This window comes from Enterobacter sp. EC_50 (assembly GCF_019584525.1).
In the GTDB taxonomy this organism is placed as follows: Bacteria; Pseudomonadota; Gammaproteobacteria; order Enterobacterales; family Enterobacteriaceae; genus Enterobacter; species Enterobacter roggenkampii.
In genome coordinates this window covers 67,901-85,047 of record NZ_VDAF01000008.1, presented here as the reverse complement: position 1 = coordinate 85,047, position 17,147 = coordinate 67,901, and the positions used below count along the sequence as shown (strand labels likewise).

The 17,147-nt window shown below is 55.9% G+C and carries 14 protein-coding genes; 7 read left to right on the top strand and 7 right to left on the bottom strand.

Annotated elements, in window-relative coordinates:
• Positions 1-2 precede the first annotated feature (2 nt).
• Entirely contained in the window at positions 3-1,427 is a 1,425-nt protein-coding gene (gene lpdA, locus FHC48_RS08765; protein ID WP_003856313.1) for a dihydrolipoyl dehydrogenase, read from the top strand.
• Positions 1,428-1,480: 53 nt separating this feature from the next.
• On the opposite strand, the gene FHC48_RS08760 is transcribed toward lpdA, so the two are convergent.
• Together FHC48_RS08760 and FHC48_RS08755 are read right to left on the bottom strand one after the other, a co-directional pair.
• Positions 1,481-2,272, bottom strand: a complete 792-nt coding sequence (locus FHC48_RS08760; RefSeq protein ID WP_045353235.1) for a DUF2950 family protein — start codon at positions 2,270-2,272, stop codon at positions 1,481-1,483.
• A 10-nt stretch (positions 2,273-2,282) separates the two neighbouring features.
• Complete coding sequence (locus FHC48_RS08755) at positions 2,283-3,836, bottom strand: DUF3300 domain-containing protein (protein ID WP_045353237.1); 1,554 nt, start codon at positions 3,834-3,836, stop codon at positions 2,283-2,285.
• 398 nt (positions 3,837-4,234) lie between these two features.
• Between FHC48_RS08755 and acnB the strand changes: the two genes are divergently transcribed.
• Both acnB and yacL read left to right on the top strand, forming a co-directional pair.
• On the top strand, positions 4,235-6,832 hold the full coding sequence (gene acnB / locus FHC48_RS08750) for a bifunctional aconitate hydratase 2/2-methylisocitrate dehydratase (protein ID WP_032675958.1): 2,598 nt from the start codon (positions 4,235-4,237) through the stop codon (positions 6,830-6,832).
• Positions 6,833-7,039: 207 nt separating this feature from the next.
• Positions 7,040-7,402: a protein YacL gene (gene yacL / locus FHC48_RS08745; RefSeq protein WP_008501954.1), complete on the top strand. Its 363-nt coding sequence runs from the start codon at positions 7,040-7,042 to the stop codon at positions 7,400-7,402.
• A gap of 31 nt (positions 7,403-7,433) precedes the next feature.
• Here yacL and speD read toward each other — a convergent pair whose 3' ends face one another.
• The 3 genes from speD to FHC48_RS08730 all read right to left on the bottom strand — a co-directional run bounded on the left by speD (position 7,434) and on the right by FHC48_RS08730 (position 9,561).
• Positions 7,434-8,228 (bottom strand): adenosylmethionine decarboxylase, encoded by a 795-nt coding sequence (gene speD / locus FHC48_RS08740; protein ID WP_008501953.1) that lies wholly within the window; start codon positions 8,226-8,228, stop codon positions 7,434-7,436.
• Positions 8,229-9,098 carry a polyamine aminopropyltransferase gene (gene speE, locus FHC48_RS08735; RefSeq protein ID WP_008501952.1) on the bottom strand — a complete coding sequence of 290 codons (870 nt, stop codon included), beginning with the start codon at positions 9,096-9,098 and terminating at the stop codon, positions 8,229-8,231.
• A gap of 115 nt (positions 9,099-9,213) precedes the next feature.
• Positions 9,214-9,561, bottom strand: a complete 348-nt coding sequence (locus FHC48_RS08730; protein ID WP_014882582.1) for a YacC family pilotin-like protein — start codon at positions 9,559-9,561, stop codon at positions 9,214-9,216.
• A gap of 145 nt (positions 9,562-9,706) precedes the next feature.
• On the opposite strand from FHC48_RS08730, the gene cueO reads away from it, so the two are divergent.
• Entirely contained in the window at positions 9,707-11,275 is a 1,569-nt protein-coding gene (gene cueO, locus FHC48_RS08725; RefSeq protein WP_059365086.1) for a multicopper oxidase CueO, read from the top strand.
• A gap of 86 nt (positions 11,276-11,361) precedes the next feature.
• Here cueO and FHC48_RS08720 read toward each other — a convergent pair whose 3' ends face one another.
• On the bottom strand, positions 11,362-13,752 hold the full coding sequence (locus FHC48_RS08720) for a glucose/quinate/shikimate family membrane-bound PQQ-dependent dehydrogenase (RefSeq protein WP_059365085.1): 2,391 nt from the start codon (positions 13,750-13,752) through the stop codon (positions 11,362-11,364).
• 208 nt (positions 13,753-13,960) lie between these two features.
• Between FHC48_RS08720 and hpt the strand changes: the two genes are divergently transcribed.
• Positions 13,961-14,497, top strand: a complete 537-nt coding sequence (hpt, locus tag FHC48_RS08715; protein WP_008501948.1) for a hypoxanthine phosphoribosyltransferase — start codon at positions 13,961-13,963, stop codon at positions 14,495-14,497.
• A 91-nt stretch (positions 14,498-14,588) separates the two neighbouring features.
• On the opposite strand, the gene can is transcribed toward hpt, so the two are convergent.
• The gene (gene can / locus FHC48_RS08710; RefSeq protein WP_008501947.1) at positions 14,589-15,251 is read right to left on the bottom strand and encodes a carbonate dehydratase; all 663 of its coding nucleotides are present in this window, start codon (positions 15,249-15,251) and stop codon (positions 14,589-14,591) included.
• A gap of 107 nt (positions 15,252-15,358) precedes the next feature.
• Here can and FHC48_RS08705 point away from each other — a divergent pair, with 107 nt between their 5' ends.
• Both FHC48_RS08705 and FHC48_RS08700 read left to right on the top strand, forming a co-directional pair.
• The gene (locus FHC48_RS08705; protein WP_008501946.1) at positions 15,359-16,285 is read left to right on the top strand and encodes an ABC transporter ATP-binding protein; all 927 of its coding nucleotides are present in this window, start codon (positions 15,359-15,361) and stop codon (positions 16,283-16,285) included.
• Positions 16,282-17,052 (top strand): ABC transporter permease, encoded by a 771-nt coding sequence (locus FHC48_RS08700; RefSeq protein ID WP_008501945.1) that lies wholly within the window; start codon positions 16,282-16,284, stop codon positions 17,050-17,052. The genes FHC48_RS08705 and FHC48_RS08700 overlap by 4 nt, the downstream gene beginning before the upstream one ends.
• Positions 17,053-17,147 lie beyond the last annotated feature (95 nt).

The window sequence follows — 17,147 nt, the reverse complement described above, 5'->3', positions numbered from 1 at the left end:
TGATGAGCACAGAAATCAAAACTCAGGTCGTAGTACTTGGGGCAGGCCCGGCAGGTTACTCCGCAGCATTTCGCGCAGCGGATTTAGGTCTGGAAACCGTCATCGTAGAACGTTACAGCACCCTCGGCGGTGTTTGTCTGAACGTCGGCTGTATCCCTTCTAAAGCGCTGCTGCACGTAGCGAAAGTTATCGAAGAAGCCAAAGCGCTGGCTGAACACGGTATCGTCTTCGGCGAGCCGAAAACCGACATCGACAAAATTCGTACCTGGAAAGAGAAAGTTATCACTCAGCTGACCGGCGGTCTGGCGGGCATGGCCAAAGGCCGTAAAGTGAAAGTGGTAAACGGTCTGGGTAAATTCACCGGTGCGAACACCCTGGAAGTGGAAGGCGAAAACGGCAAAACCGTGATCAACTTCGACAACGCGATCATCGCGGCAGGCTCACGCCCAATCGAACTGCCATTCATTCCACATGAAGATCCACGCGTGTGGGATTCCACCGATGCGCTGGAGCTGAAAACCGTTCCTAAGCGTCTGCTGGTGATGGGCGGCGGTATCATCGGTCTGGAAATGGGTACCGTGTACCACGCGCTGGGTTCAGAGATCGACGTGGTTGAAATGTTCGACCAGGTTATCCCGGCTGCTGACAAAGACATCGTTAAAGTCTTCACCAAGCGCATCAGCAAGAAATTCAACCTGATGCTGGAAACCAAAGTGACTGCCGTTGAAGCGAAAGAAGACGGTATTTACGTTTCCATGGAAGGCAAAAAAGCCCCATCCGAACCACAGCGTTACGACGCCGTGCTGGTGGCGATCGGCCGTGTGCCGAACGGTAAGAACCTCGACGCGGGCAAAGCTGGCGTGGAAGTGGACGACCGTGGCTTCATCCGCGTTGACAAACAGCTGCGCACTAATGTGCCGCACATCTTTGCTATCGGCGATATCGTCGGTCAGCCAATGCTGGCGCACAAAGGTGTTCACGAAGGTCACGTTGCCGCTGAAGTTATCGCCGGCATGAAGCACTACTTCGATCCGAAAGTGATCCCATCTATCGCGTATACCGAGCCAGAAGTGGCATGGGTGGGTCTGACTGAGAAAGAAGCGAAAGAGAAAGGCATCAGCTACGAAACCGCCACCTTCCCGTGGGCTGCTTCTGGCCGTGCTATCGCGTCCGACTGCGCAGACGGTATGACCAAACTGATCTTCGACAAAGAGACTCACCGCGTAATCGGTGGTGCGATTGTCGGTACCAACGGCGGCGAGCTGCTGGGTGAAATCGGTCTGGCTATCGAAATGGGCTGCGACGCGGAAGACATCGCGCTGACCATCCACGCTCACCCAACTCTGCACGAGTCCGTGGGCCTGGCGGCAGAAGTGTTTGAAGGCAGCATCACCGACCTGCCAAACGCGAAAGCGAAGAAGAAATAAGTTTCTTCAGATGAAAAAAAGCGGCCAATGGCCGCTTTTTTTATGCGCTGCGTTCAGGGAGCCACGGGTTGCCAGGTTTTATCCGGGTTATAGGCGGTTAACGCCCGGGCTTTCTGCTCAGAATCCTTGCCGAGATCGGACTGATACACCTTGTCGTCCTGATTTATCACAAAGCTCATCACGCCCGTTTGACCGTAGCTGACCGGCCACGCCACCATCGCGAAACCGTTATTATCCGGCAGGATCCGGAAGCGATAGCCGTGATAGCCGGTACCCGGCTCTTTCGGGCTAAATGCCGGTCCGAGCGGACTGGGCGTTTCGCCGGGTGAGACGGGCCAGTACAAACCGTCTTTCTTCCCTTCCGAGCTGACAATCTTCTGCGCGTATTTCTGGTTCATCGCAAAGTAGCTTTGCTGGGCATCAACATAGGCATGCAGGGCTTCAATGGCGGCAAGTTCGTTACGCCCGATTTCACGGGTCAGGATCTCTTCAGCCCCTTCTTTGATATCGAATTGCCAGCCGGCGGCGGTTTTGATCACCGGGATGGGAAGCTGCCAGTCGTTGTCTCCAACAACAAGGTGCGCCGTAGCTCCTTCGACAACGGTGTTATGACGAACTTTCCAGTCGCGCAGGAAACGATCGACGGCATCCGGATCAACGCCTTCGGGAGGGAGAAAATCGCGCCAGTTCTCTCCAAGCAGATTGCTCATCGCGCGCTCATTATGCTCACTAATGGCGCTGGCCAGCGCATCGGTCGCCTGGTCGGGCGTGCTAAAGGACTGCTGCGCTATCGCCGAGGCCGAAAGCATGAACAACACCATTCCACTGAGTAGTTTACTTTTCATGTCGGTTCCCTTAGCGATGTCTAAATTCACGGCGTTCAGCGCGTCCACCAGACACCTGACGGGGCTGCTGCTGGCGAGCCGCAAGCTGCCTGCTTTGCGCACCGCGCTGCTGCTGCGCCTGCCAGTTCGCGGAACGGCTGTCGTTGCCGCTCAGCGCATTGGCCCGGGGCTGACCGTTTCGCTGCTGCAGGGCGCGTTGCTGCGCGGGCTGTGAAACGCGTTTCTCCTGTCTTTGGGTTACAGCCTGACGATTTTCTCGCTGCTGCGTGGTGGTCCGCTTCGCCGTCTGCGGTTTGGTGTCGTAGCCACGGTAGTTGTTGCGCTGCGAAATTTGCTTCAGCTGTTCACTTGAGGCCTGACGCTGCACATCTTTCGTGCCGGGACGTGCCGTTTGCGGGAAGGTTTTCCCGGTGGATTTCTCCATCTGGCTCAGGGCCGCCTGACGCTGGCTATCCCGGTTAACCGGTTTTTGCTGCGTTGAGCTTAGCCCGGTGACTGTGCTGGTGGAGTGAAAACGGGTGTTGAGCTGGTTAGTCGGATAGGGCACACCTTCCCGGTAGGCCGGGTTATGCTGCCAGGTACGGTTGGCGTCCGTCAGACGCTGTCCGCTGATTTTATTGAAGTTCTCAACATTGATATTGATGTTGTTATCACCGTTGCGGTTATAGCCGCCGTGATTATCCCAGTCACCGTCATGGTGGTGGTCCCAGTCATCGTCGTCATCCCAGTCGATATTGCTGAAAATGGCATAGGTTGTGGCAACGCCCAGGCTGAAGCCTAAGCCGTTGACGAAGCTGTTGCCAAACTGCTCTCCGGGCGTGGGCGGGAGATAGGTGGGTGGATAGGCGGTGTTGGGCCAGGTCCCGTAAACCGTATTGGGGTTATAGGTGGGAACATAAACGACCTGCGGATCGGCAGATTCAATTTTGATCACCGTTGGGGCGGGCGCAGACGTGGTTGTTGTTGTTGCCTCGGTGGCGCGGGTTTTCGCTGGTGCTGGCTTTGTCACGGTGGTGACCGTCTGCTGAGGCGTAGATTGTAAAGCACCGGTCTTCTGTGCCAGCGCGCGCAGGCGTTGAACGGAATCCATCACGTCTTTCGGCTGTGCGAGAAACGCATCGCCCAGATTTTGTACCCACGGCGGGTTTTCACCCATCAGCGACATAAGCTGAGGAAACGCGACCAGCGATTTTACGCTCGGATCCCAGGGCTGGCTGGCAACGGCCTGAATGGCGGCGTCCCCTTCCATTTTAGGGTTGTCTTTTGACCACTGAGCCGCCTGAATCACGTTGGCCGGGTAAGTCGAGGCCATCAGAATTTGTGAAAGCAGGGCGTCAGGGTAGAGCGCAATGGGGGCAACCCACTGATCGATTTGCGCGGCAGTGTAGGTCGGCGCGACCACAGGGGCGGGCTGGGCTACGGCAGGTGCCGCCGGTTGTTGAGCGACGGGGGCTGGCGCAACGGGTTCCGTTGCACGACTTTTGACAAACAAGACGCCTGAGGCGGCAAGCAGCCCGGCACTGCACAGAAGGATGAGCAGATGTGGCTTAAAGGGCAACTTCATAAAATGACTCCAACGAGACCAGCGCTGTGCCGTGAGGCGTTACGGTTGGCGTGAGTATTATTCACCCGTCTTTTACTGTTTTGACTTTTATTGGGAAGCGTCCGGTACGTCCGGATAAAGAGTGTGAGTATTTATTACACAATTATATCTGATGAAGAAAAAACTGAAGCGTCACGGTGCAGAAGAACCGCAAAATGATGCCCTAAATCCCCGCTACACCATGCTTAACGATTCAGCAAACTTTTTAATGTTGCTTTTTTGTAAACGGATTAACACTGTGCAGAAATCCTGCTATGCTGCCCGACGCGGTATCGGGCATTTACCCTACAAACTGCTGTCTCACAGGAGCGTGAAGAGAACGCCCGCCGCATATGACAATGAGAGCGAGGAGAACCGTCGTGCTAGAAGAATACCGTAAGCACGTAGCAGAACGTGCCGCCGAGGGAATTGTACCCAAACCGTTAGATGCAACCCAAATGGCCGCGCTCGTCGAGCTGCTGAAGAACCCGCCTAAGGGCGAAGAAGAATTCCTGTTAGATCTGCTGATCAACCGCGTACCGCCTGGCGTAGATGAAGCTGCCTACGTAAAAGCCGGATTCCTTGCTGCTATCGCCAAAGGCGAAGCCACCTCCCCACTGGTTACTCCTGAAAAAGCCATCGAACTGCTCGGCACCATGCAGGGTGGTTACAACATTCATCCGCTGATTGACGCGCTGGATAACGACAAGCTGGCACCGATTGCCGCTAAAGCGCTCTCGTCTACGCTGCTGATGTTCGATAACTTCTACGATGTGGAAGAAAAAGCCAAAGCTGGCAACGTCTATGCGAAGCAGGTGATGCAGTCCTGGGCTGATGCCGAATGGTTCCTGAATCGTCCAGCGCTGGCTGAAAAAATTACCGTTACTGTTTTCAAAGTGACCGGTGAAACCAACACCGATGACCTCTCTCCGGCACCGGACGCGTGGTCTCGCCCGGATATCCCGCTGCACGCCCTGGCGATGCTGAAAAACGCCCGTGAAGGCATTGAGCCGGATCAGCCGGGCGTTGTCGGCCCGATCAAACAGATCGAAGCCCTACAGAAGAAAGGTTTCCCGCTGGCTTACGTGGGTGACGTTGTGGGTACCGGCTCTTCCCGTAAGTCCGCCACCAACTCCGTCCTCTGGTTTATGGGTGACGACATTCCGCATGTGCCGAACAAGCGCGGCGGCGGCCTGTGCCTGGGCGGTAAGATTGCCCCAATCTTCTTCAATACCATGGAAGATGCGGGCGCACTGCCAATTGAAGTGGATGTTTCTAACCTGAACATGGGCGACGTGATTGACGTCTACCCGTACAAAGGTGAAGTCCGTAACCACGACACCAACGAACTGCTGGCAAGCTTCGAGCTGAAAACCGACGTGCTGATTGACGAAGTGCGCGCCGGTGGCCGTATTCCGCTGATCATCGGCCGCGGCCTGACCACCAAAGCGCGTGAAGCACTGGGTCTGCCGCACAGTGATGTATTCCGTCACGCGAAAGACGTGGCGGAAAGCAACCGCGGCTTCTCGCTGGCACAGAAAATGGTCGGTCGCGCCTGCGGCGTGGCCGGTATCCGTCCTGGCGCCTACTGTGAGCCGAAGATGACCTCCGTAGGCTCTCAGGACACCACTGGCCCAATGACCCGTGACGAACTGAAAGACCTGGCGTGCCTGGGCTTCTCTTCCGATCTGGTGATGCAGTCCTTCTGCCACACCGCGGCGTATCCGAAGCCGGTTGACGTGACCACGCACCACACGCTGCCTGACTTCATTATGAACCGTGGCGGTGTCTCCCTGCGTCCGGGCGACGGCGTCATCCACTCCTGGCTGAACCGCATGCTGCTGCCGGATACCGTCGGTACCGGCGGTGACTCCCATACCCGTTTCCCAATCGGTATCTCCTTCCCGGCGGGTTCCGGTCTGGTGGCGTTTGCTGCCGCGACCGGCGTGATGCCGCTGGATATGCCGGAATCGGTGCTGGTGCGCTTCAAAGGTAAAATGCAGCCGGGTATTACCCTGCGCGACCTGGTTCACGCGATCCCGCTGTATGCCATCAAACAGGGTCTGCTGACCGTTGAGAAAAAAGGGAAGAAAAACATCTTCTCTGGCCGCATTCTGGAAATTGAAGGTCTGCCGGATCTGAAAGTTGAGCAGGCTTTCGAGCTGACCGATGCCTCCGCTGAGCGTTCGGCTGCGGGCTGTACCATCAAGCTGAACAAAGAGCCGATTATTGAGTATCTGAACTCTAACATCGTGCTGCTGAAGTGGATGATTGCAGAAGGCTACGGCGACCGTCGTACGCTGGAGCGTCGTATCCAGGGCATGGAAAAATGGCTGGCCGATCCGCAGCTGCTGGAAGCCGATGCTGACGCAGAGTACGCGGCGGTGATCGACATCGATCTGGCGGATATCAAAGAGCCAATCCTGTGTGCACCGAACGATCCGGACGACGCGCGTCCGCTGTCCGAAGTTCAGGGCGAGAAGATCGACGAAGTGTTCATCGGTTCGTGCATGACCAACATCGGCCACTTCCGTGCAGCCGGCAAGCTGCTGGATACCCACAAAGGCCAGCTGCCAACCCGTCTGTGGGTGGCGCCGCCAACCCGTATGGACGCGGCTCAGCTGACCGAAGAGGGCTACTACAGCGTGTTTGGTAAGAGCGGTGCGCGTATCGAAATTCCTGGCTGTTCCCTGTGTATGGGCAACCAGGCGCGCGTAGCCGACGGCGCGACGGTGGTCTCCACCTCGACCCGTAACTTCCCGAACCGTTTAGGTACCGGTGCGAACGTCTTCCTGGCCTCTGCGGAACTGGCGGCGGTTGCGGCGCTGATTGGCAAACTGCCAACGCCGGAAGAGTACCAGACCTTCGTGGCGCAGGTGGATAAGACCGCGGTGGATACCTATCGCTACCTGAACTTCGACCAGCTCTCTCAGTACACCGAGAAGGCCGACGGGGTTATCTTCCAGACGGCAGTATAAATGCTACCCTCTCCCGTGGGAGAGGGGCTGGGGGTGAGGGCACCAGACCGCACCTGACCCATTGCCCGGTGGCGCTACGCTAATCGGGCCTACAAAACCCATCGCAACTACGGTGGGTTTTTTATTTTCATTCCTCCCACCTCCCACGCTTTTTTTCTTCCTCGCTGCTGCGATAATTACCTTAATGGCTTTGCAGAGGAAAACACTATGGATTACGAATTTCTGCGCGACATCACCGGAGTGGTGAAAGTGCGTATGTCGATGGGCCACGAAGCCGTTGGACACTGGTTTAACGAAGAGGTGAAAGAAAATCTCTCCCTTCTTGATGAGGTTGAACAGGCGGCAAAGACGGTGAAAGGCAGTGAGCGCTCCTGGCAACGCGCCGGGCACGAATACACGCTGTGGATGGACGGTGAAGAGGTCATGGTGCGTGCCAACCAGCTCGAGTTTTCAGGCGACGAGATGGAAGAGGGGATGAGCTACTATGACGAAGAAAGCCTGTCGCTGTGCGGCGTAGAAGACTTCCTTCAGGTGGTGAATGCCTACCGCGAGTTCATGAAACAGCGGTAATTTCCCGAAGCATCCCTGCTCCGGGCAACACTTACACGGCCGGAATGTTGCGGCCGTAGTAGATCTCGCGCATCTCTTTCCAGAGCAGGTCAGTAATCGCCTTACGCTCTTCTTCGCTTAAATCTTCCGGCTTCGTGTGGAACATATAGTGCTTAAGGTCGAACTCCTTAAGTAACATCTTGGTATGGAAGATGTTTTCCTGATACACGTTCACGTCCATCATGTCGTACAGTGACTTCATGTCCTCGGACATAAAGTTCTGAATAGAGTTAATCTCGTGGTCGATGAAGTGCTTCATGCCGTTGACGTCACGGGTAAAACCGCGCACGCGGTAATCAATCGTGACGATATCCGATTCCAGCTGGTGGATGAGATAGTTCAGTGCGTTCAGCGGGGAAATCACGCCGCAGGTCGACACTTCAATATCGGCACGGAACGTACACAGCCCGCCTTCCGGGTGACTCTCCGGGTAGGTATGGACGCAGATATGGCTTTTATCCAGGTGAGCAACCACTACTTCCGGCAGCGGGCCCGGATGTTCCGTTTTGTCGATAAGCTTCGGATCGACCGGTTCTTCGCTGACCAGTATGGTCACGCTGGCGCCCTGGGGTTCATAATCCTGTCGGGCAATATTCAGGATGTTGGCGCCGATAATGGAACAGGTTTCTGACAGGATCTCGGTCAGACGGTTGGCGTTGTAGAGTTCGTCGATATAGGCGATGTAACCATCGCGTTCTTCCGCTGTTTTGGCATAGCAGATATCGTAAATACAAAAACTCAGGCTTTTGGTCAGATTGTTAAAGCCATGCAGTTTAAGCTTTTTCAATTAGCTCACCCCCTTAGTGGATAATGCGTCTTGCAGGTACTGCGGCAGAGCAAACGCTGCGGTATGAATAGCCGGATTGTAGTATCGGCACTGTAGACCGGCCTGATGGAAGCGGGCCTGAATAATTTCGGTGGAAAGATGACGTAATACGTCGTTATCCGTCGCCCAGGCAAAGGTCATGATCCCGCCGTAGTACGTCGGAATGGCCGCCTGATAGAAGCTGACATCCTCGAAATAGGTGCTGAGCTTGCGATGGCTATCCAGCGCTTCATCCTGTTGCAGGAAGCAGACGCCGTTTTGGGCGACGAAGATCCCGCCCGGGTTCAGGCAACGCTTGCAGCCTTCGTAGAACGAGGAGGTAAACAGCGACGCGCCAGGGCCGATAGGATCGGTGCAGTCGGAGATAATGACGTCAAAGGTCTGGGTTGTCTGGTTAACAAAGTTAACCCCGTCATCAATCACCAGATTAAAACGCGGATCGTCATAGCTACCGGCATTGTGGTTGGGCAGGTACTGGCGGCAGAACGAGACGACGCCCGCATCGATTTCCACCATGGTGATGGTTTCAATCGAGCGATGGCGGGAAACCTCGCGCAGCATTGCACCGTCGCCACCGCCGATAATCAGGACATGCTTTGCATGGCCGTGCGCCAGCAGCGGGACATGGGTCATCATCTCATGATAGATAAACTCATCTCGCTCGGTCGTTTGCACGACGCCGTCCAGGGCCATTACGCGGCCAAAGGCAGCATTTTCGAAGATGATGAGATCCTGGTGATCGGTTTTTTCATGATAGAGCACGTTATCAACGGCAAAGTACTGACCAAACTGGTCATGCAGTGTTTCATGCCACAACGTGTGGTCGGCCATACGCGGACTCCTCCTTTGTTAACATCCGTTACGCTCACAAAAAATGAGCGAAACATGATAGCTAACTATAACCGTGGTTGCACGGCTATAGGTTTAACAGGAGGCGTCGGGAAGGTTATTTGACGTAGGCGAGCAGGCTGAGCGAATCGCGAGCCAGCGCTTTGCATTTTTTAGCCGTGGGAATGCCAATACCGCTTAGGTCACGGTAGCTGTCTTCGCCGAGCGCCTTCATGTCAAAGCTGTCGTAGTTGCTGAGATCCCACTGGTTCTGCTGGGCAAAAAAGACCAGCGCGCGGCGAATTTGCCCGTTGGGTAAATTCTGGTAGCCACAATCATTTTTCAGGAATACAAAAACCGCCGTTAAATCGGCCATATCTTCCGCTTCATTTTCACTTAGCGCATAGCTGTTCGCGCACATTGCCATCAGGCTACCGAACAAAATTGTCCTGAAAAACGTCTTCATTGCTTCTACCACTTCTTCACGGAAAATTAACGTTAGCATACTTGATGCCAGTGCGACGATCTTTATTATTGCCGCTTTACTTGACCTTCCGGTAAGGGGAGGGTTTATGCTCAAAATGTCGCCTGCTGGAAATAAGGAAATGAACATGCAACGTCGTGATTTTTTAAAATATTCCGTGGCGCTGGGGGCTGCCAGCGCCTTACCCCTCTGGAGCCGTGTGGTTTTCGCGGCTGACAGGCCTGCCTTACCCATCCCTGATTTGCTTACCGCTGACGCCCGCAGCCGTATCCAGCTTGTGGTTCAGGCAGGCAAAACAACATTCGGTGCGCACAACGCCACGACGTGGGGCTATAACGGTAATTTGCTCGGTCCGGCGCTTCAGCTGCGTAAAGGGAAAGCGGTGACGGTGGATATCCACAACACGCTCGCCGAAGAGACGACGCTGCACTGGCACGGACTGGAAGTGCCGGGCGAGGTAGACGGCGGGCCGCAGGGCATCATCAAAGCGGGCGGCACGCGCAGCGTCACCTTTACGCCCAACCAGCGCGCCGCGACCTGCTGGTTCCATCCGCATCAGCATGGCAAAACGGGCCATCAGGTAGCGATGGGGCTGGCGGGGCTGGTGCTGATTGAAGACGACGAAAGCCGCCTGCTGCGCCTGCCGAAGCAGTGGGGCATCGATGATGTGCCGGTGATTGTGCAGGACAAGAAATTCACCGCTGACGGGCAAATCGACTACCAGCTGGATGTGATGAGCGCGGCGGTCGGCTGGTTTGGCGACACGCTGCTGACCAACGGCGCCATTTATCCTCAGCACGCCGCGCCGAAAGGCTGGCTGCGCCTGCGTCTGCTTAACGGCTGTAACGCGCGTTCCCTCAACTTCGCCACCAGCGATAAGCGTCCGCTGTACGTGGTCGCCAGCGACGGCGGGCTGCTGCCTGAGCCGGTGAAGGTCAACGAACTGCCGATGCTGATGGGGGAGCGCTTTGAGGTGCTGGTGGATATCAGCGACGGCAAGCCGTTCGATCTTGTGACCCTGCCGGTTAGCCAGATGGGGATGGCGGTCGCGCCGTTTGACAAGCCGCATCCGGTGCTGCGTATCCAGCCGTTACGGGTGACCGCTTCCGGCACGCTCCCTGATACGTTAACCACGCTGCCGGCACTTCCGTCGCTGGATGGGCTTACGCAACGCAAACTGCAGCTCTCCATGAACCCGATGCTCGATATGATGGGCATGCAGGCGCTGATGGCGAAATATGGCGATAAGGCGATGGCGGGGATGCATCACGGGCAGATGATGGGTCACATGAACATGGACCACGGCAACATGGGCGGCATGGGGAACATGAATCACGGCGACCATGGCTTTGATTTCCACAACGCCAACATGATCAACGGCAAAGCGTTCGACATGAACACGCCGATGTTTGCTGCGACAAAAGGGCAGTTTGAGCGCTGGGTGATTTCAGGTGAAGGGGACATGATGCTGCACCCGTTCCATATCCACGGCACGCAGTTCCGCATTCTCTCTGAGAACGGCAAAGCCCCGGACGCGCATCGCGCGGGCTGGAAGGATACGGTGAAGGTGGAAGGCGGCGTCAGCGAGGTGCTGGTGAAGTTTGACCACGATGCGCCGAAGGAGTTTGCCTATATGGCGCACTGCCATCTGCTGGAGCATGAAGATACGGGGATGATGCTGGGCTTTACCGTATAAAAAAAGCCGGGTGGCGGCTTCGCCTTACCCGGCCTACATAGCGTATCCATAGGCCCGGTAAGCGTAAGCGCCACCGGGCTTTTCAGTTACTTGTTTTCGTCAGGCAACGCATACGCGACAATATAGTCGCCCATCTTCGTGCCAAACGAGCCGTGACCACCCGCGGAGATGACAACGTACTGCTTGCCATTCACTTCATAGGTCATCGGCGTGGCTTGTCCACCCGCTGGCAGACGGCCTTGCCACAGTTTTTCACCGTTGGTCATGTTGTACGCGCGCAGGTAGTTATCTGCGGTTGCCGCGATGAACAGCACGTTACCGGCGGTGGAGATTGGGCCACCCAGCATTGGCATACCCATATTGAACGGCACCGGAACCGGCATTGGGAACGGCATGCTGTCCTGTGGCGTACCAATACGTTTTTTCCACACGATCTGGTTAGTTTTCAGATCCAGACCGGAGATATAACCCCAGGCAGGCTGTTTACACGGCAGACCGAACGGCGACAGGAACGGGTTCAGCGTCACGCCGAACGGTACGCCATACTGCGGCTGAATGCCGGCTTCGGTACCGCTGCCTTTCGCGTCTTTTGGCTGCTCCATTGGGTTGCCCGGACCGCGTGGGATCAGACGGGAAACGAACGGCAGCGCCATTGGGTTGGCAATCGCGACCTGACGGTTAGGGTCAACGGAGATCCCACCCCACTCGAACATCCCCAGGTTACCCGGGAAGACCAGCGTGCCCTGCTCAGAAGGCGGCGTGAAGATGCCTTCGTAGCGCAGCTGATGGAACATCACGCGGCACACCAGCTGGTCAAACATCGTGGCACCCCACATGTCTGCCCCGCTGAGGTCTTTCTTCGGACGGAAGCTCAGATCGGAGAACGGCTGGGTTTTGCTGACGTAATCGCCTTTCGCCGCACCCTGCGGAACCGGTTTTTCCGGTGCAGGCACAACCAGCTTGCCGTTGCTGCGATCCAGCACGAAGATGTTGCCGGTTTTCGCTGGAGCGTAAATCACCGGTACGGTTTTGCCATCAACGGTGATGTCCGCCAGCGTCGGCTGGGACGGCATATCCATATCCCACAAATCGTGGTGAACGGTCTGGTAGCTCCAGGCCAGCTTACCGGTGGTCGCGTTCAATGCCACGATAGCGCTGGCATAACGTTCCTGCTCCGGCGTGCGGTTACCGCCCCAGATATCTGGCGTAGTAACGCCCATCGGCAGGTAGACCAGGTCCAGCTTCGCGTCATACGCCGCTGGCGCCCAGGAGTTTGGCGAGTTAAAGGTAAAGGTGTGTTCGTCCGACGGGATCGCGTTCGGATCTTTCGCGCCCGGGTCGAAGGCCCACAGCAGTTTACCGGTGTTCACGTCGAAACCACGGATAACGCCGGAGGTTTCACGTGTGGAGAAGTTATCCGTTACCGAACCGGCAATCACGATGGTTTTATCGGTGATGATGGGCGGGGAGGTCGGCTCATACAGACCCGGCGTGGTGTCCGGCATATTGGTCTGCAGATTCAGGATACCTTTGTTGGCAAAGGTTTCGCACAGCTTGCCCGTTTCGACATTGATGGCGAACAGACGACCATCGTTCACCGGCAGCATGATGCGGCGAGGACAGTCGGCAATGACTTCCGGGCTCGCATTATCCGGGCGCGCTTCGTGATAAGAGACGCCACGGCAGGTCACGTGCTGGAAGGACGGGTTGGAGTTCAGCTGCGGATCGAAGTGCCATTTCTCTTTACCGGTGGCCGCGTCGAGCGCGAACAGACGCTGGTGCGCCGTACACAGATAAAGCATATCGCCGACTTTAATTGGCGTCACTTCGTTGGTCAGTTCACCCGGATCGTTCGGCATCTTCAGGTCGCCGGTACGGAATACCCAGGCTTCTTTCAGGTTCTTAACGTTGTCCGCGTTGATCTGCTTCAGCGGAGAGTAACGCTGGCCTTCCTGGTTACGACCATAGGCAGGCCAGTCGCCGTCAGCAACCTGAGAGATCGCCGCCGCAGGCGTCGATTCTGCGTTCAGCGTACCGTTGATCTCCTGCGGATCGTTGAAGCCAGCCCAGGTCAGGATACCGCCGCTGATTAACAGCGCTACCACCAGCGCCGCGACCGCACCGCTGGACGGCACAATCAGGCGACGCCAGACGAACGGCAGGATCAGCCAGATGCCGAAGAAGACCAGGATGTCACTGCGCGGCGTCAGCGCCCAGAAGTCAAAGCCGACTTCCCAGACGCCCCAGATCATGGTGGCAAGAAGGAGTGCGGCATACAGCCACAGTGCAGATTGTTTTCTACGCCAGAGCAGGACGGTTACGCCAAGCATAACCAGGCCCGCAATCGGGTAGTACCAGGAGCCGCCGATCGCGACCAGCCAGACGCCACCGATTAACAGGTACAGGCCGCAGAAGGCGGCGAATAGCGCTGTTAATGTCACCAGTAGACGCGGCTGTTTAGAGTTTGTTTCAGCCATAGAAAGTGTACTCGTCAGTTTTTGTTAATAATTTGCTAGCAACTAATTATAGGTATTAACAAGTGTGATCGGAATCACAATATTTGCTTTTTATAACTCATACGCCAGGGTTATCCATTTGCTGATATAATGGCTGGCTTGCGTATCAGTGCTGGATATTAACGCATCCGTATTGAGAGATTTTCATTAAAATCATTTGGTTAGTAATATGAAACATACTGTTGAAGTGATGATCCCGGAAGCCGAGATCAAAGCGCGTATCGCCGAACTGGGTCGTCAAATCACCGAACATTACAAGGACAGCGGCAGCGAAATGGTGCTGGTCGGTCTGTTGCGCGGCTCTTTCATGTTCATGGCAGACCTGTGCCGTGAGGTGCATGTGCCCCATGAGGTCGATTTTATGACCGCCTCCAGCTACGGCAGCGGCATGTCCACCACCCGTGATGTGAAAATCCTGAAAGATCTGGATGAAGATATTCGTGGCAAAGATGTGTTGATCGTTGAGGACATCATCGACTCCGGCAACACGCTGTCAAAAGTGCGCGAGATCCTGAGCCTGCGTGAGCCAAAATCGCTGGCGATTTGCACCCTGCTGGATAAGCCTGACCGCCGTGAAGTGCAGGTGCCGGTGGAGTTTGTTGGTTTCTCTATCCCGGACGAGTTCGTCGTCGGTTACGGTATTGACTACGCACAGCGTTATCGTCATCTGCCGTATGTTGGGAAAGTGGTATTGCTGGACGAGTAATTGCGGTTTGTTGCCCGGTGGCGCTGCGCTTACCGGGCCTACGAATGGGCACATGTAGGCCGGGTAAGGCGCAGCCGCCACCCGGCTTTGTTTATTTATGGTTTACGTGCTTAAGCTGAAGGTTGGCAATTCCTGAACGGTAACGCTGCTCCAGCGTTTCGCGGTTGGTGGCGGTCACTTCCAGGTTGCGCAGCAGACCATCGTGAATACCGTACGCCCAGCCGTGGATCGAGACCTTCTGCCCGCGCTTCCACGCCGATTGCATGATCGTTGAGTGGCCCAGGTTATACACCTGCTCCATCACGTTGAGTTCGCACAGGGTATCCATGCGGCGCTCCTGCGGCATTTCGCCCAGCAGTGAGCTATGTTTGAACCAGATATCGCGGATGTGGAGCAGCCAGTTATCAATGAGCCCCAGCTCCGTGTTTTCAACCGCCGCCTGCACGCCGCCGCAGCCGTAGTGGCCGCAGATGATGATGTGCTCGACTTGCAGAACGTCAACGGCATACTGAACAACAGAAAGACAGTTGAGATCGGTGTGAATCACCAGGTTGGCAACGTTGCGGTGAACAAACAGTTCGCCGGGCTCGAGGCCGGTCAGGCGCTCCGCCGGTACGCGGCTGTCGGAGCATCCAATCCAGAGAAAGCGTGGGTTTTGCGCCTGCGCGAGTTTTCCAAAAAATCCGGGGTCTTCCTCCACCAGCATTTTTGACCATAGTGCATTGTTGCTGATGAGTGTATCTATGTTGTTCATGGAGGTTAGCGACCTGTAACCGAGTAATTGCGTTGCGCTACTATAGGGTAACCCGACTTTTAATGAAACCACACAACGTGTGTCAGAACTGAAGGTAAGTTAATTTCATGGCAATTGCACTGGAGCTTGAGCAGCTTAAAAAAACCTATCCGGGCGGCGTTCAGGCGCTGCGCGGAATAGATCTTAAAGTAGAGGCCGGTGATTTTTACGCGCTTCTGGGGCCGAACGGGGCGGGGAAATCGACTACCATCGGCATCATTAGCTCGCTGGTGAACAAAACTTCCGGCCGCGTCAGCGTGTTCGGATACGACCTGCAAAAAGATGTGGTCAACGCCAAGCGCCAGCTGGGTCTGGTCCCGCAGGAATTCAACTTCAACCCGTTTGAGACGGTGCAGCAGATCGTCGTTAACCAGGCGGGTTATTACGGCGTTGAGCGTAAAGAGGCCCTGGAGCGGAGCGAAAAATACCTCAAGCAGCTCGATCTGTGGGAAAAGCGTAACGAACGCGCCCGGATGTTATCCGGCGGGATGAAGCGCCGCCTGATGATTGCCCGTGCGCTGATGCACGAGCCAAAGCTGCTGATCCTCGATGAGCCGACGGCGGGCGTAGACATTGAGCTGCGCCGCTCCATGTGGGGCTTCCTGAAAGACCTCAATGACAAAGGCACCACCATCATTCTGACTACCCACTACCTGGAAGAGGCGGAAATGCTGTGCCGCAACATCGGCATCATTCAGCACGGCGAGCTGGTGGAAAACACCTCGATGAAGAACCTGCTCTCCAAGCTGAAATCAGAAACCTTTATTCTCGATCTGGCGGCAAAGAGCCCGCTACCGAAGCTTGAAGGGTACCAGTATCGTCTGGTGGATACCTCAACGCTGGAAGTGGAAGTGCTGCGCGAGCAGGGGATTAACAGCGTGTTCTCCCAGCTGAGCGCGCAGGGTATTCAGGTTTTAAGTATGCGTAACAAAGCGAACCGACTGGAAGAGCTGTTTGTCTCTCTGGTGCAGGATAAACAAGGAGACAAGGCATGACGCATCTTTACTGGGTCGCGCTGAAAAGTATCTGGGCGAAAGAGATTAACCGTTTTATGCGCATCTGGGTGCAAACCCTGGTGCCGCCAGTCATCACGATGACGCTCTATTTCATCATCTTCGGTAACCTGATTGGTTCCAGGATTGGTGAGATGCACGGCTTTACCTATATGCAGTTTATCGTGCCTGGCCTGATCATGATGGCGGTGATCACCAACGCCTATGCCAACGTGGCGTCGTCCTTTTTCAGCGCCAAGTTCCAGCGCAATATTGAGGAGCTGCTGGTGGCACCGGTGCCAACGCATGTGATCATTGCCGGTTACGTCGGTGGCGGCGTGGCGCGCGGTCTGTGTGTTGGGATCCTGGTGACGGCCATTTCGCTGTTCTTCGTGCCGTTCCAGGTGCACTCCTGGCTTTTCGTGGCCCTGACCCTGCTCCTGACGGCGATCCTCTTCTCGCTGGCCGGTCTGCTGAACGCCGTGTTTGCCAAAACGTTTGACGACATCAGCCTGATCCCGACCTTCGTGCTGACGCCGCTGACCTATCTCGGCGGGGTGTTCTACTCCCTGACGCTGCTGCCGCCGTTCTGGCAGGCGCTGTCGCACCTGAACCCGATCGTCTACATGATCAGCGGTTTCCGCTTTGGCTTCCTCGGCATCACCGATGTGCCGCTGTTTACCACGGTGGCGGTGCTGGTGGTGTTCATCATCGTCTTCTACCTGCTGTGCTGGTATCTGATCCAGCGCGGACGCGGTCTGCGCAGCTAGCCCTCAGCCCGGCGACATTCTGTCTGCCGGGCACTTTCTTTGACAGTTATCACCGAAAGCTAACCTTCACTCCGCTAAACTACTTGCCTGCTAAG

Coding starts and splice junctions, on each gene's coding strand:
- yacL (WP_008501954.1), top strand. CDS start 7,040: ATGGATTACGAATTTCTGCGCGACATCACCGGAGTGGTGAAAGTGCGT.
- FHC48_RS08755 (WP_045353237.1), bottom strand. CDS start 3,836: ATGAAGTTGCCCTTTAAGCCACATCTGCTCATCCTTCTGTGCAGTGCC.
- FHC48_RS08730 (WP_014882582.1), bottom strand. CDS start 9,561: ATGAAGACGTTTTTCAGGACAATTTTGTTCGGTAGCCTGATGGCAATG.
- hpt (WP_008501948.1), top strand. CDS start 13,961: ATGAAACATACTGTTGAAGTGATGATCCCGGAAGCCGAGATCAAAGCG.
- speE (WP_008501952.1), bottom strand. CDS start 9,098: ATGGCCGACCACACGTTGTGGCATGAAACACTGCATGACCAGTTTGGT.
- can (WP_008501947.1), bottom strand. CDS start 15,251: ATGAACAACATAGATACACTCATCAGCAACAATGCACTATGGTCAAAA.
- cueO (WP_059365086.1), top strand. CDS start 9,707: ATGCAACGTCGTGATTTTTTAAAATATTCCGTGGCGCTGGGGGCTGCC.
- FHC48_RS08760 (WP_045353235.1), bottom strand. CDS start 2,272: ATGAAAAGTAAACTACTCAGTGGAATGGTGTTGTTCATGCTTTCGGCC.
- FHC48_RS08720 (WP_059365085.1), bottom strand. CDS start 13,752: ATGGCTGAAACAAACTCTAAACAGCCGCGTCTACTGGTGACATTAACA.
- lpdA (WP_003856313.1), top strand. CDS start 3: ATGAGCACAGAAATCAAAACTCAGGTCGTAGTACTTGGGGCAGGCCCG.
- FHC48_RS08700 (WP_008501945.1), top strand. CDS start 16,282: ATGACGCATCTTTACTGGGTCGCGCTGAAAAGTATCTGGGCGAAAGAG.
- FHC48_RS08705 (WP_008501946.1), top strand. CDS start 15,359: ATGGCAATTGCACTGGAGCTTGAGCAGCTTAAAAAAACCTATCCGGGC.